Consider the following 13,592-nt stretch of genomic DNA (forward strand, 5'->3'; position numbering starts at 1 on the left):
GGATGATTGAGATTTGGGGTTGTTTGCTGATGTTGCTTGCAGCCTTCGTAACGGATTTAAGAACGATGAAAATTCCTAACGTGATTACGGTTACGGGCATTTTCACCGGACTGTCTTATCACCTGTTAACGGACGGGTGGAAAGGCGCCTGGTTTTCAGCGGCCGGGGCGGCCACCGGGTTTGGGCTGATGTTTGCGCTGTATTTGCTTCGTGCGGTCGGAGGCGGCGATGTCAAGCTGTTTGCAGGAATTGGGGCCTGGACGGGCATCGCTTTAACTTTATCGACGATGATGTATTCGATATTGGCCGCCGGGTGCATCGGTCTGATCCTCTTGATTTGGCGCCGGGAAACCGGGCATCGTCTGCGCCGGATTGCCGGCAGCCTCCTTGGAGCGGCGATGCTGCGCAGCCCGGCCCCCATCCAGGCAGTCGCCAAACACCAACTTCAGTTTCCGTTTATGCTGGCTGTGGTGCCGGGAGCACTACTGGCGATTTACTATATGTAACGTATGGGGAGGGATGGAACATGCCGGAGCTGATTACTGATTTTGTCCGGGACGGCGGTACCTACATGATCCTGCAGACGCAGGAGGGGCTGAGGCCGGAAGATTTGAACCGCGTTCAACGCTCCATGCTGGCCGCGGTAACCGTACCAAATCTGCTGCGGCTTGATATCCGTGAAATCGATTATCAAATCAGCCTGCATTATGATATCACCGGAAAAAGAATGCTCTCCCAGTGCCTTCGCAGCGACAAGATCAGTATGCCGGAGTTTTACGGTTTACTGCTCCAGGTGGTTGCTGTACTGGAGGACAGCAAGAGGTATATGCTGTCTCCATCCGGTTTTTTATTGGATGAGACGTATATTTTTGTGGAGGAGCCGTTGTCCAGCGGGGCCATGTATTTTACATATATCCCTTGGAAGGAAGCGCCGCCCGAACCCCCGCTGTCTCAGTCGCTGCTATCGCTGATAACCCGGATGCTGACCTGTGTCTCCCGGGTCGAGGGGGATGGAATCCCGCAGTTGGTCCGATTATGCGGAGATGAGCTTTTTTCATTGGGAGAACTAAAAAAAATGCTGCTCAATTTATTGTCGGAGGAGCCGGACGCCAAGTCCATGGGCGGTGAGCGGGTTGGGGAGAGGAAATCTATTCTCAACGATCCGTCTCCAAGATTGGCAACGTCATCACCACTTTCGTCCCCCCGTTCTGCCGTCGTTAAGGAATATGTTCCTATTGGGGATCAGGCCGAATCGGGAAAATGGGCCGGGGCCGCTGCATCGAATGCCCATGATGCAACTGATGTAAGTTCAATAAGGGGAGCTTGGCCAGGTCTCGATGACGCGGAGGCAACGGGAGAGACGCGAATTAAACCAACCTACCTTGTACTAGGTCTCATTCTGGTCGATGCTTTAGGTTGGAAGTTTCTCTATCTCGATCGTCCCGGAACATTGGGGTTAGCGCTTGGCGCTATGCTTACTGTATTGTTAGGGGCGGCGGGGGTAGTGTTATGGCGTAAATTTTGCAGCAGTTCCGCCAGCTTGGAGGAAGAAGAGGCGGAAGTTGATCACGAGGTGGCCTCCGGGCCGCTCGGAACTTCGCATTCGTTGGACTTCACGGACGAACGGCATTTTGGCTCATCATTCTTCGGCAGAAATGCCGCAATGTCGGAACGTTCGGGTTCTGCGGCGGAGGCCTCGATGGAGTCGTTTGTGCCCCGGCTAGGCCTTCCGGACATGATGATGGAGCCCTCCGGTTCCGCCATGCCTGAGCCGGAATCCGAAGCGAGGTTATCGCCGCCTACGGTTCTGCTGAGCCGGACCGGCCTGGCAGGACAGGACAGCCCGGCCCGTGAACGCGTTCCGCGCTATTACTTGGAGCGGTACGAGTCTTTCGGCGGTGCGGCGGAGCGAATTCCACTGACGCCGGGCAGCTTTGTGATTGGCCGCTCCGAAGACATTGCGCAATACGTAGAGAATACTTCTGGTGTCTCCCGTGCCCATGTGGAGATCTTGGTGACTTCGCACGGCTGTACCTTAAAGGATCTCGGTTCAACCAATGGAACCTACCTCAACGGGGAAAATGTGGCACCCTATAAAGAATATCCTTTGCAAGCTGATGACGTGTTCGTGTTGGCGGAAACGAGGTTTAAGTTTGGAGTGGAAGCGGCCTGAACTCAAATTTGAAATGACCGTAGATTCTCACCGGAAAAGCAGGTATAATGAACGAGAATTATTCTCAATTACAACTTACATACACGGTTTACTGGAAAATTGATTAAAGGATGGTTCTCGACATGTCTGCATTAACCCAATCTTCTAAGCCTCGCTTGCGCTCCCGTCCCTTGGCGGCAACGTTGATTCTGATCGGCGGCGCGGCGTTGCTGCTATTTGCGATCAGCCTCTCGATTTCCGTCGGGGCGGCGGATATTAAACTCGCGACCGTCTGGGATGCGTTGTTCCACTTTCAAGCGGAACAAACCCAGCATCAAATTATTATGGAGCTGCGTCTCCCGCGCGCCTTAGCCGCTGCTTTGATCGGTGCGGCGCTTGCGGTAGCCGGTGCGATTATGCAGGGGATGACCCGCAACCCGATGGCCGATTCGGGCTTGCTGGGGCTTAACTCCGGGGCCGGCCTGGCGCTGGCTATTTGCTTCGCATTGATGCCGGGAACCCCGTTCCTGCTGACCATGCTGTACTCGTTTATCGGGGCTGGTCTGGGCGCTGGGCTCGTATTTGGCATCGGCTCTTTGACCAAAGGAGGCCTGTCCCCGGTCCGGCTGACCTTGGCAGGCGCGGCTGTCAGCATGCTGCTGACCGCGATCAGCGAAGGCATCGCCATCTATTTTAAGATTGGACAGGATCTTGCCTTCTGGTACGCCGGTGCGATTGCTGGTGCCAACTGGTTGCAAATCAAGATGGTTTCGCCCTGGGTATTCGCAGGTTTGCTTTGCGCCTTGCTGCTGTCAAGATCCATTACCCTGCTGAGCCTTGGCGAAGAGGTGGCAACCGGTTTGGGTCAAAGAACCGGCTTAATCAAGGTGCTTGGCATGATCATCGTCTTGATCCTTGCCGGCAGCGCAGTTTCAATCGTTGGCGCGATCGGCTTTGTGGGCCTGATGGTTCCGCACGTCGCCCGTTTTCTCGTTGGCGTGGATTACCGCTGGGTTATCCCTTCCTCAGCGCTGCTTGGCAGCTTGCTGATGGTGTTTGCGGATATTTTGGCACGACTGGTTCATCCGCCGCATGAAACGCCGATTGGCGCGCTCATCGCTGTCATTGGGGTACCGTTCTTCCTCTACCTTGCGATGAAGCAGAAGGGGGGATTGGAATGAACCGGATCGAAGCTCCTTTGCATTTGCGGCAAAAAGCCCGCAAAGCTTATATCGTAATGACCGTATTTGCGATGCTGATCATTGCGGTGTTCATTTTTAGCATGAACACCGGGTATATCCGGCTGTCGCCAATGGATGTATTTAAGACTTTGTTTGGAATGGGGACGGACAAACAAGAGCTGATTCTCTACGAATTCCGGTTGCCGCGGATCGTCATTTCCGTGCTCATCGGGATGGGCATGGCGGTTGCGGGCTGTATCTTCCAAGGGATTTCCCGGAACCCGCTGGCCGATCCCGGCGTGCTGGGGATTAATGCCGGAGCCGGCCTGGCGGTAACGCTGTTTATTTCTTTTTATCCGACGACGGCCAGTGCGCCCGTCTATTTGATGCCGGTCTTGGCTTTCCTCGGATCGGCCGGGGCAGCCACATTAATTTACGTGCTCTCTTTCAAAAAAAATTACGGGTTGCTCCCGATTCGGATGGTGCTGGTCGGGATCGCGGTAGCCGCTGGCATCAACGCGGCGATGATCGTGCTGCAGCTGCGGCTGCGTCCCGAGAACTTCCAGATGCTGCAGATCTGGTTGGTTGGCAGCATCTGGGGGACGTCTTGGAAGTACGTGCTGGCGCTGCTGCCTTGGCTGATCGTGTTGCTGCCCTACGTGTTCTTGAAGTCCCGCGCGCTGAATGTGCTTAACCTGGGGGATCAAACTGCAACAGGCCTCGGCACTTCGCTGGAACGCTCCCGTTTGGGCCTCCTGGCGGCTGCAGTTGGCTTGACCGGCTCCTGCGTTGCGGTGGGCGGCGGTATCTCCTTCGTTGGGCTGATTGCGCCGCACTTGGCCCGCCGATTGGTCGGGCCCAAGCATGAGTATTTGCTCCCGGCCTCCGCGCTGGCCGGCGGCTTGCTAGTGATCCTGGGCGACACGCTGGGCCGATGGGTCCTGCAGCCGGCCGAGATCCCGACGGGGATTGTGGTGGCGATCATCGGTGCACCGTATTTCTTGTACTTGTTAACGAAGTCTCGAGTGTGATAGATAGAGAGAAGCAAGATAAAGGCCCGGAGAACTGGATGTTCCAGTCCTCCGGGCCGTTTTTTTTCATTTGGATTACTTCAGATCGGCGACGGCGGATTCCAGATCGGGGAAAGCGAAGGTGAATCCTGCGTCCAGCATAGCTTGGGGGATGACCTTCTGCCCCTCGAGCAGCAGCAAGGACATCTCGCCTAAACCCGTTCGGAGCACTGGTGCCGGGAGCGGCAGCCAGAAGGGACGGTGATGCACGCGGCAGACCGTGCGTCCGAATTCCCGGTTCGTCACCGGCTGTGGACTTACCGCGTTCACCGGCCCGTGAATGGACGGATGCGTTGTACAATAATCCATCAGCCTTACCATGTCCCGCAGGTGAATCCATGGGACCCATTGCTTGCCGCTGCCGAGGCTACCTCCAAAGCCCAGCAAATAGGGCAGACGCATCAAGGGGTAAGCGCCGCCATCCCGCCCCAGCACGACTCCGGTGCGCAGCTTAACAAGGCGGACTCCACGGAACTCCCGGTCCGCCGTCTCTTCCCAGGCCGCAGTCACCTCGGCGAGAAAATCGGGAGGCGGCGATGGGATCGCGGTGCTCTCGTCAAACGCTTCGGTGAACGAGGGGCCGTAGATCCCCACAGCGGAGCCTTGCACGACAACCTCGGGCTTTCGCTTCATTCGCTCCACGGCGCGTGCTGCCGCCCGGGTGGACTCCAGGCGGGATTCCAATATCCGCCGTTTCGCCTGCTGTGACCACCGCTGGTTCAGCGTAGCTCCGGCCAGGTTGACGATCATTGAGGCGCCATCCAGCAACGAGGGGGTCTGCTCAACCTCCGCCCATGTCACCGAGGTAAGCCTCTCATTCCTATAGGTCGCCTCACGCAGCCAGCGATTTCCCTTGGCCGTCCTCCGCGTGACGACCATAACCTCATGTCCAAGGTCCAGCCAATACTCGGCTAAAGCCCGGCCGATAAACCCCGATCCCCCAAAAATGACCGCTTTCATGCGGCAAAACCTCCTTCATGCAAAAACATCCAGCAACCTAGTGCAAAACAAGGTGCCGGATGTGATTTTGCGCGGGTAGATGTTTATTTGTTCATTAGATGTTGGTAAGGGCGATAATCGATCTGATTTTTCTCCAAAAACTTGACGAGGAACTTGTTGTCGCGTTTCGGCGTGGCTATGATATAGCCTCGGATGCAGTGCTCCTGCGTAACCTCGGAGGCGTTCTCCTGCACCGCGATTTTGCCGATCTCGGCGGCAATCGAATGCTTGGCGATATCCCGGAACGGCCCCGGAACCGGCTCAACCAACCGGTCGAGGAATGCCTTGGTCTCGTCAGTCCAGAGATGGCGGCTCTTCTCAACCCAATAGTTCTGCCAATCCAGCTTCGACATGCCGTCCGCCTTCGGGAGCACTTTCAGGAATTTGCGGAACATAAAGTAACCGCCGATCGCCATCATGCCTAGCAGCACGAAGCCCCAAAACGCAATACTGTTCATAAACCAGCGGTTTGGGCCTTGGGCGGTCAATATGTAAACGGTCGTTTGCAGCACATTCATCACCTCGGAACGGATTTCGCTTTTCGCGAAAAATTCAGCTATTATGAATAGTAGAAATTAAATCTTTCAAATCAGAGATAATCAGCTAAAATTATACCTTATTTCTTTATTTATTTCAGCATTCAAGCTAAAATAGGTTTGTTTAGCGATTTAATGTCCAAAAGGGGGAAAACACTTTGCTGAAAATTGGTTCCCATGTTTCGTTCTCGGACAAGGGCCTGCCCAGCGCTACGGCCGAGGCGGTGAGCTACGGCTCCAGCTCGTTCATGATATACACCGGGGCACCGCAAAACACGCGGCGTAAACCGATTGAATCGATGAATATTGAAGAAGGCAAAGCGGCGATGGAGCAAGCCGGGATCGGCGAAATCGTGGTCCATGCGCCTTATATTATCAATTTGGGTTCTTATAAATCCAACACCTATCAGCTCGCAGTTGACTTCCTGCAGGAGGAAATCCGCCGCACGCATGCGCTTGGTGTACGTAACATCGTGCTTCATCCCGGCGCTTTTACGGACAAGGATGCCGAATATGGGGTGAACCGCATTGCAGAGGGACTAAACGAAGTCCTGAACGGAACCAACGAAACGGATGTGTGCATCGCCCTGGAAACGATGGCCGGCAAAGGCACAGAGGTAGGGCGGAGCTTCGAGGAGATCGCGCAGATTATCGACAAAGTCCAACACAACGAGCGGTTAACGATCTGCCTCGATACCTGCCATATCCATGATGCGGGGTACGATATTGTCAACGATTTGGACGGGGTACTGAAGAAGTTCGATGACACGATCGGATTAAAGCGGATTGAAGTCGTTCATATCAATGACAGCAAAAATCCGGTAGGCGCGGCCAAAGACCGCCATGCACCGATTGGCTCCGGCTGGATCGGATTCGAAGCGATCAATCGCGTTGTGCACCACGATGCGCTGCAAGGCCGGCCGTTCATTCTGGAGACGCCTTGGGTCGGGAAGGATGCGAAGACGCAACGTCCGATGTACGAAGTGGAAATCGCGCTGCTGCGGGGGAACGTTGCCGAACGGTTTGGCGATGCCTTCCTGAGCGATGTGGAGCGTTTGGCTGACTTTTTCGCCAAGCAGGACATCCATTCGCGTTCCTTTGTGTTAGACACGTGGAATCTGCTCAAAAACGACGCCAAAGCGAAAAAAGCGGACCCGCGTGAACCGATGGAACGCTTATACGACCTTACCGTGGAAGCAAGCTTATTCCCGGATCTGACGGAAGAGCAGATCAACCATCGCCTGGTGGCCTGGTTCGCCAGCGGTAAATAAGATATAGATAACACAAGAAGCAAGGGGATCGGAAGAACAATGGATACACATGTCAAAACGGGCGGACAACCCGTAAAGCCTTATGAAAGCAATCGTGCGCGCATGCTGATTTCCTGTCCGGACGGACCGGGGATCGTTGCGGCCGTATCCCGCTTCCTGTATGAGCATGGAGCGAATATCGTGCAATCGGACCAATATACGATGGACCCCGAGGGCGGGATGTTTTTTATGCGGATCGAATTTGATTTGGACGGATTGGACGGGCGGATCGACGCGCTCAAAAGCGATTTCGAAGCGATTGCTTCGCAGTTCCGGATGCAGTGGAACATCTATCAGCTCAGCCGCAAAAAGAAGCTGGCCATCTTCGTGTCGAAGGAGGATCATTGCCTCGTCGAGCTGCTCTGGCAGTGGCAGGCCGGCGACCTGGACGCTGAAATCTCTATGGTGGTGAGCAACCATCCGGATATGAAGGAGTACGTCGAGTCGTTTGGGATTCCGTATTACCATATCCCTGTGACGCCGGAGACCAAACACGAAGCGGAGCAAAAGCAACTCGAGATCGTTAGCGGCAAGGTTGACCTGATCGTGCTGGCGAGATACATGCAAATTCTCTCTCCGGCCTTGATCGAGCCGTACCGCAATCGTTTGATCAACATCCACCATTCGTTCCTGCCTGCTTTTGTCGGGGGAAAACCGTACGCCCAAGCGTATAACCGCGGGGTAAAGATCATCGGTGCCACCGCGCATTACGTGACGGAGGAGCTGGATGGCGGCCCAATCATTGAGCAAGACGTGCAGCGTGTCAGCCACCGTGACGATGTGAGCGAGCTGAAGCGCATCGGCCGCACCATCGAACGGGTCGTGTTAGCCCGGGCAGTGAAATGGCATATCGAAGATCGGATTTTGGTGCATCAAAACAAGACGGTTGTGTTTAACTAACCGGCCGTGCAGTTTCCATTCGAGCAAAGAAAAACCGGCATCCCAGACGGCTTGTCATGGGTGCCGGTTTTTTGCTATGATTACGCTCCCCGTAATACATAGTCACCGGCATAAACGGCGGATGAGTAACTAAATCAACTCAAAATATTTCATTCGCGAGAGAAGGTTTGGGAATAATGGTATGGAAAAGGGGAGAAGGAAGTGCTACAATAGATAAAGTCAAAATGATTTATTCAAAATGATTGTTTTGTAACCGCAGCGTTAAGGTTTCATGAGTTTCAAGATTTTTTCATCATTAAGGAGGAAATACGAATGCCACTTACAGACAACAATTCGATCGACAACCTCTCGATCACCACAATTCGTACGCTGGCGATCGACGCGATCGAAAAAGCGAAATCCGGTCATCCGGGCATGCCGATGGGCTCTGCTCCGATGGGTTATCAATTGTTCGCCAAAACGATGGTCCACAATCCAGACGAACCAACCTGGATCAACCGCGACCGTTTTGTTTTGTCCGCCGGCCACGGTTCCATGCTGCTGTACAGCTTGCTGCACCTGTGCGGTTATGACCTTCCAATGGAAGAAATCAAGCAATTCCGTCAATGGGGCAGTAAAACGCCAGGCCATCCAGAGTATGGTCACACTGCAGGCGTTGATGCAACAACCGGTCCGCTGGGCCAAGGCTTGGCCATGGCCGTTGGGATGGCGCTTGCCGAAACGCAACTGGCTGCGACCTACAATAAAGGCGATTTGAAAGTGATCGACCACTATACGTACGGCATCTGCGGCGACGGCGACCTGATGGAAGGCGTAGCCAGCGAAGCCGCATCGCTTGCCGGCCACCTGAAGCTGGGCAAATTGATCTTCCTGTATGACTCCAACGACATCTCGCTGGACGGTAAGCTGAACCTTAGCTTCTCGGAAAACGTGCGTCAACGCTTCGAAGCTTACGGCTGGCAAACGCTGCGCGTCGAAGACGGCAACGATCTGGCTGCGATCGAAGCGGCGATCGAAGAAGCGAAACGCGACACCGAACGCCCAACGCTGATCGAAGTGAAGACGATTATCGGCTACGGCAGCCCGAACAAGCAAGGGAAAGGCGGGCACGGCGGTACGCACGGCTCCCCGCTGGGACCTGAAGAAGCGAAGCTGACGAAAGAGAACTATAAATGGGTTTACGAAGAAGATTTCTATGTTCCCCAAGAAGTGCGCGAGCATTTTGCCAAAGTCAAAGAACGCGGTATTGCGGCATATCAAGCTTGGCAAGAAACGTTCAAGCAATATAAAGCACAATATCCGGAGCTGGCTGCTCAATTCGAGCGTGCGATCGCTGGTGACCTGCCTTCCGGTTGGGATGCGAAGCTTCCGAAATACAGCCCTTCGGACAAAGCCGTTTCGACTCGCGTCGCTTCTGGTAACGCGCTGAACGGACTGGCTCCGAACGTGCCTCAGCTGCTGGGCGGCTCCGCTGACCTGGAAAGCTCGACGATGACGCATCTGAACGACCTGGCCATGTATACGCCGGAAACCCGCGATGGCCGCAACCTGTACTTCGGCGTGCGCGAGTTCGGCATGGCTGCGGCGATGAACGGCATCATGCTGCACGGCGGCTTGAAAGTATTCGGCGGTACGTTCTTCGTGTTCACCGACTACCTGCGTCCAGCTGTACGCTTGTCCGCTCTGATGAAGCTGCCGGTGACTTACGTGCTGACACATGACAGTATCGCGGTTGGCGAAGACGGCCCAACGCATGAACCGGTTGAACAACTAGCTTCCCTGCGCATCATCCCAGGCTTGACGGTAATCCGTCCGGCAGACGCCAACGAAACATCCGCAGCATGGGCTTATGCAGTAGAAAATAAAGCGAATCCGGTGGCCCTGGTGCTGACGCGTCAAAACCTGCCGATCCTGGAAAACACGGCTGAAAAAGCACGCGAAGGCGTGAAGCGCGGCGGTTACGTTGTATCCGATGCGAAGGACGGCAAGCCGGTGGCTCAGATCATTGCTACAGGCTCTGAAGTTCAGCTGGCGATCAAAGCCCAAGCCGCATTGGCTGAAGAGGGCATCCATGTACGCGTCATCAGCTTGCCAAGCTGGGATCTGTTTGACAAGCAAGATCAAGCTTACAAGGACTCCGTCATCCTGCCGGATGTCAAAGCCCGCGTAGCCGTGGAAATGGCGCATCCATTTGGTTGGGAACGTTTTGTCGGCGAGAAAGGCTCGGTCATCGGCATCGACAAGTTCGGGGCATCCGCGCCTGGCGACAGAGTGATCGAAGAGTACGGCTTTACGGTTGAGAACGTCGTTAGCCACGTGAAAGCTCAATTGAAATAATTTTAGTGTAAGTTCAACAAGTCGGGTCAAGGCCGACTTGTTGAACAACCTCTTGTTAGGGGATGGAAGGGAGAGGGGAACGTGACCCAGCAACTGCAAAATGTGACTGTAGATAAGCAAGCCAACATCTATTTCGACGGCAAAGTCACGAGCCGGACCGTATGGCTTCCAGACGGAAGCAAACTGACGCTGGGGATCATGCTCCCCGGGGAGTACGAATTCGGCACGGATTCGCTGGAAGTGATGGACATCTTGTCCGGGGACCTGAAGGTGCTGCTTCCGGGCGAAACGCTGTGGCGCGAAATTAGCGGGCGTGGAACGTTCACCGTTCCCGCCAAGTCTTCCTTCAAGCTGGAGGTGCGCAGCGTCACCGATTACTGCTGCTCCTACGGGGCAGGAGCCGAGGCGTAGCAGCCTCCTGGCGGGATAACCAAAAAGGCAGGTATCAGCGAATGAACGACAACGCTGAACCTGCCTTTATGTTCCTCTCCTGTTGGAGCGGCTTTCTGATTATTCGCCGATTTGCTTGCCAATCCAGGCTTCATACACTTTGACGATGGAGGAGAGGTCCTCATCGCCGAAGCCTTGGGTTTGCCCCGCTTGGAACAGGCTCTTGGCCAGGTTCAGCATCGGGGCCGGGATGCCGGAGCCGTCGGTTAGCGCAGACGCGAGCTTCAAGTCTTTGAGCATCAACGCCAGCGAGAATTGATTCGTAAAATCATGCTCTATGATTTTGCGGCCTTTGAGCTCTGCGGCTTTACTGCCGGCGGAGCCCAGCTGCACGAGCTCCAGGAAGCGGTCGGCCGGCAGACCCGACTTGGCGGCGATCGCAAAGCCTTCGGCCAGCGCCAGGTTGTTGATGCCAACGATGGTGTTGTGGGCCAGCTTGGCGACGGCGCCGCTGCCGTTGTCACCCATGTGCAGCACTTTTTTGCCCATCGTGTCAAACAGATCCGTTACTTGCGCCAGCGTCTCCGCCGAGCCGCCGACCATAAAGACGAGCGTGCCGTCGATCGCTGCCGGCGAGCTCCCGGTGACCGGGGCGTCAAGGAACGCGCCGCCAAGTGCGGCTACCTGTTTAGCCAGACGTTGCACGAGCGCCGGTGAGATGGTGGAGCAGTCGATGACGGTCGTTCCGGGCCGGATTCCGGCTAAGACGCCGTTTTCCCCTTCGTATACTTCAGCGATGGAATCATCGTTGCTGACCATGGTGATGACAACGTCCGCTCCGGCGGCGGCTTCCTTTGGTGAAGGGGCTACGGCGGCACCCAATTCGGCTAACGGCGCTGCTTTAGAGGCGGTCCGGTTAAATACTGTTACAGGATAACCTGCGCGAAGCAGGTTCGAAGCCATCGGTGCACCCATCGTCCCGAGGCCGATAAATCCGATTGTTTTCAAGTTCGTCACCAACTTCCCATAAGAATTGAACATCATTTAATTATTTTAGCACGGGTTGTGGAAACCTGTATATTGTGCCCTTGTCATCGCTGGGAAATTACAGTATCCTAGGTTTAAGTTATTTGAGGCGGCGTTCAGCCCGGGTTTTTTTAAGATATCAGAAAGTATAAACTTCGGGGCATTGGCATCCTGATATCGCAAGAAAAACTTCCGCTAAACGCGGTCTGTCTACTTTGAATGTACGTCGATAGACGTTTTTCTTACCAGACAGTATTGAACGTTTCCTCTTGGATAGGGCCAGTTAAGATAAATATTAGACGGAGGAGAGTATCAGCTATGTCCAAAAAAGTGACTTTTGACTACAGTAACGCCCTGCAATTCGTTGGACAACATGAAATCGATTATTTTGCCGAGCCTGTTCGCGTTGCTCATGAGCAATTACATAATGGCACCGGGGCAGGTTCCGACTTCCTGGGTTGGATCAACCTGCCGACCGATTATGATAAAGAAGAGTTCACCCGCATTAAGAAGGCTGCGGCCAAAATCCAAAGCGATTCCGATGTCCTGATCGTCATCGGGATCGGCGGCTCCTACCTGGGTGCGCGCGCCGCAATCGAATCGCTGTCCCATTCGTTCTATAACCTCTTGCCGAAGGACAAGCGTAAGACGCCGGAAATTTATTTTGCCGGGAACAACATCAGCTCCACTTACGTGAATCACTTGCTTGAACTGATCGAAGGCAAAGACTTCTCCGTGAACGTCATCTCCAAATCGGGGACGACCACGGAGCCGGCGATCGCTTTCCGTATTTTCCGTGCGGCATTAGAGAAGAAGTACGGCAAGGAAGAAGCGCGCAAACGCATTTACGCGACGACCGACAAAGCGAGAGGTGCCTTGAAGAAGCTGGCTACCGAAGAAGGCTACGAAACATTTGTGATTCCGGACGACGTTGGTGGACGTTATTCCGTATTAACTGCGGTTGGCCTGTTGCCGATTGCGACTGCAGGTATTAATATTGAAGAAATGATGCAAGGTGCTGCCGACGCACAGAAGGAATTCAGCAACCCGAACCTGGCTGAGAACGCAAGCTACCAATATGCGGCTGTCCGGAACGCTTTGTACCGGAAAGGGAAAGTCACGGAAATTCTCGTGAACTACGAGCCTTCCCTCCACTACGTATCGGAATGGTGGAAGCAGCTGTACGGTGAAAGTGAAGGTAAGGATTACAAAGGTATCTATCCGGCATCGGTTGATTTCTCCACCGATTTGCACTCCATGGGCCAATTTATCCAAGAGGGCAACCGGAACATCTTTGAAACAGTCATTCAAGTAACAGAGGTGCCTAGCCACATCACGATCGAATCCGATCCGGCGGACTTGGACGGCTTGAACTTCCTGGCCGGCAAAACGCTGGACTTCGTGAACAAGAAGGCGTTCCAAGGTACGCTGTTGGCGCATACGGATGGTCAAGTACCTAACTTGGTTGTCAATGTGCCGGATTTGACACCGTACTCCTTTGGTTACCTGGTGTATTTCTTTGAAAAAGCCTGCGGTATCAGCGGATATCTGCTGGGCGTAAATCCGTTCGACCAACCGGGTGTAGAAGGGTACAAGAAGAACATGTTTGCGCTCCTTGGCAAACCGGGGTACGAGAAGGAAAAGGCCGAACTCGAAGCGCGTCTTTCCAAGTAATATAGGTAATTTCTATT

General features: G+C 54.4%; 12 protein-coding genes. 9 read left to right on the forward strand and 3 right to left on the reverse strand.

Going from position 1 to position 13,592, the window contains the following annotated elements:
• The first annotated feature begins 2 nt into the window (after nucleotides 1–2).
• The 4 genes from NSQ80_RS05665 to NSQ80_RS05680 all read left to right on the forward strand — a co-directional run bounded on the left by NSQ80_RS05665 (nucleotide 3) and on the right by NSQ80_RS05680 (nucleotide 4,364).
• Complete coding sequence (locus NSQ80_RS05665; protein ID WP_009226015.1) at nucleotides 3–506, forward strand: A24 family peptidase; 504 nt, start codon at nucleotides 3–5, stop codon at nucleotides 504–506.
• A 20-nt stretch (nucleotides 507–526) separates the two neighbouring features.
• Nucleotides 527–2,173, forward strand: coding sequence for a DUF6382 domain-containing protein (locus tag NSQ80_RS05670; RefSeq protein ID WP_339301731.1), 1,647 nt, complete (start codon nucleotides 527–529; stop codon nucleotides 2,171–2,173).
• A gap of 122 nt (nucleotides 2,174–2,295) precedes the next feature.
• A complete protein-coding gene (locus NSQ80_RS05675; RefSeq protein ID WP_260069857.1) occupies nucleotides 2,296–3,333 on the forward strand; it encodes an iron ABC transporter permease in 1,038 nt (345 codons plus the stop codon).
• Entirely contained in the window at nucleotides 3,330–4,364 is a 1,035-nt protein-coding gene (locus NSQ80_RS05680; protein ID WP_323076019.1) for an iron ABC transporter permease, read from the forward strand. The genes NSQ80_RS05675 and NSQ80_RS05680 overlap by 4 nt, the downstream gene beginning before the upstream one ends.
• 75 nt (nucleotides 4,365–4,439) lie before the next feature.
• On the opposite strand, the gene NSQ80_RS05685 is transcribed toward NSQ80_RS05680, so the two are convergent.
• Together NSQ80_RS05685 and NSQ80_RS05690 are read right to left on the reverse strand one after the other, a co-directional pair.
• Entirely contained in the window at nucleotides 4,440–5,363 is a 924-nt protein-coding gene (locus tag NSQ80_RS05685; RefSeq protein ID WP_339301733.1) for a TIGR01777 family oxidoreductase, read from the reverse strand.
• Between the two features lie 83 nt (nucleotides 5,364–5,446).
• The gene (locus NSQ80_RS05690) at nucleotides 5,447–5,860 is read right to left on the reverse strand and encodes a DUF2621 domain-containing protein (RefSeq protein WP_232282334.1); all 414 of its coding nucleotides are present in this window, start codon (nucleotides 5,858–5,860) and stop codon (nucleotides 5,447–5,449) included.
• A 236-nt stretch (nucleotides 5,861–6,096) separates the two neighbouring features.
• On the opposite strand from NSQ80_RS05690, the gene NSQ80_RS05695 reads away from it, so the two are divergent.
• The 4 genes from NSQ80_RS05695 to NSQ80_RS05710 all read left to right on the forward strand — a co-directional run bounded on the left by NSQ80_RS05695 (nucleotide 6,097) and on the right by NSQ80_RS05710 (nucleotide 10,896).
• Nucleotides 6,097–7,209 (forward strand): deoxyribonuclease IV, encoded by a 1,113-nt coding sequence (locus NSQ80_RS05695; protein WP_009226021.1) that lies wholly within the window; start codon nucleotides 6,097–6,099, stop codon nucleotides 7,207–7,209.
• A gap of 39 nt (nucleotides 7,210–7,248) precedes the next feature.
• The gene (gene purU, locus NSQ80_RS05700; RefSeq protein ID WP_009226022.1) at nucleotides 7,249–8,148 is read left to right on the forward strand and encodes a formyltetrahydrofolate deformylase; all 900 of its coding nucleotides are present in this window, start codon (nucleotides 7,249–7,251) and stop codon (nucleotides 8,146–8,148) included.
• A 312-nt stretch (nucleotides 8,149–8,460) separates the two neighbouring features.
• Nucleotides 8,461–10,485 (forward strand): transketolase, encoded by a 2,025-nt coding sequence (gene tkt / locus NSQ80_RS05705; protein WP_009226023.1) that lies wholly within the window; start codon nucleotides 8,461–8,463, stop codon nucleotides 10,483–10,485.
• 81 nt (nucleotides 10,486–10,566) lie between these two features.
• Nucleotides 10,567–10,896 carry a pyrimidine/purine nucleoside phosphorylase gene (locus tag NSQ80_RS05710; RefSeq protein WP_009226024.1) on the forward strand — a complete coding sequence of 110 codons (330 nt, stop codon included), beginning with the start codon at nucleotides 10,567–10,569 and terminating at the stop codon, nucleotides 10,894–10,896.
• Nucleotides 10,897–10,995: 99 nt separating this feature from the next.
• Here NSQ80_RS05710 and NSQ80_RS05715 read toward each other — a convergent pair whose 3' ends face one another.
• Nucleotides 10,996–11,883 carry an NAD(P)-dependent oxidoreductase gene (locus NSQ80_RS05715; RefSeq protein WP_260069854.1) on the reverse strand — a complete coding sequence of 296 codons (888 nt, stop codon included), beginning with the start codon at nucleotides 11,881–11,883 and terminating at the stop codon, nucleotides 10,996–10,998.
• Between the two features lie 336 nt (nucleotides 11,884–12,219).
• Here NSQ80_RS05715 and NSQ80_RS05720 point away from each other — a divergent pair, with 336 nt between their 5' ends.
• Nucleotides 12,220–13,575 carry a glucose-6-phosphate isomerase gene (locus NSQ80_RS05720; protein ID WP_339301735.1) on the forward strand — a complete coding sequence of 452 codons (1,356 nt, stop codon included), beginning with the start codon at nucleotides 12,220–12,222 and terminating at the stop codon, nucleotides 13,573–13,575.
• Nucleotides 13,576–13,592 lie beyond the last annotated feature (17 nt).

It is taken from the genome of Paenibacillus sp. FSL K6-2441 (assembly GCF_037964765.1).
In the GTDB taxonomy this organism is placed as follows: domain Bacteria; phylum Bacillota; class Bacilli; order Paenibacillales; family Paenibacillaceae; genus Fontibacillus; species Fontibacillus phoenicis.

What these genes read in the sequence shown, in the direction of transcription:
- NSQ80_RS05685 (WP_339301733.1), bottom strand. Translation starts at nt 5,363, where the DNA reads ATGAAAGCGGTCATTTTTGGGGGATCGGGGTTTATCGGCCGGGCTTTA.
- NSQ80_RS05665 (WP_009226015.1), top strand. Translation starts at nt 3, where the DNA reads ATGATTGAGATTTGGGGTTGTTTGCTGATGTTGCTTGCAGCCTTCGTA.
- NSQ80_RS05680 (WP_323076019.1), top strand. Translation starts at nt 3,330, where the DNA reads ATGAACCGGATCGAAGCTCCTTTGCATTTGCGGCAAAAAGCCCGCAAA.
- purU (WP_009226022.1), top strand. Translation starts at nt 7,249, where the DNA reads ATGGATACACATGTCAAAACGGGCGGACAACCCGTAAAGCCTTATGAA.
- NSQ80_RS05675 (WP_260069857.1), top strand. Translation starts at nt 2,296, where the DNA reads ATGTCTGCATTAACCCAATCTTCTAAGCCTCGCTTGCGCTCCCGTCCC.
- NSQ80_RS05690 (WP_232282334.1), bottom strand. Translation starts at nt 5,860, where the DNA reads ATGAACAGTATTGCGTTTTGGGGCTTCGTGCTGCTAGGCATGATGGCG.
- NSQ80_RS05720 (WP_339301735.1), top strand. Translation starts at nt 12,220, where the DNA reads ATGTCCAAAAAAGTGACTTTTGACTACAGTAACGCCCTGCAATTCGTT.
- NSQ80_RS05670 (WP_339301731.1), top strand. Translation starts at nt 527, where the DNA reads ATGCCGGAGCTGATTACTGATTTTGTCCGGGACGGCGGTACCTACATG.
- tkt (WP_009226023.1), top strand. Translation starts at nt 8,461, where the DNA reads ATGCCACTTACAGACAACAATTCGATCGACAACCTCTCGATCACCACA.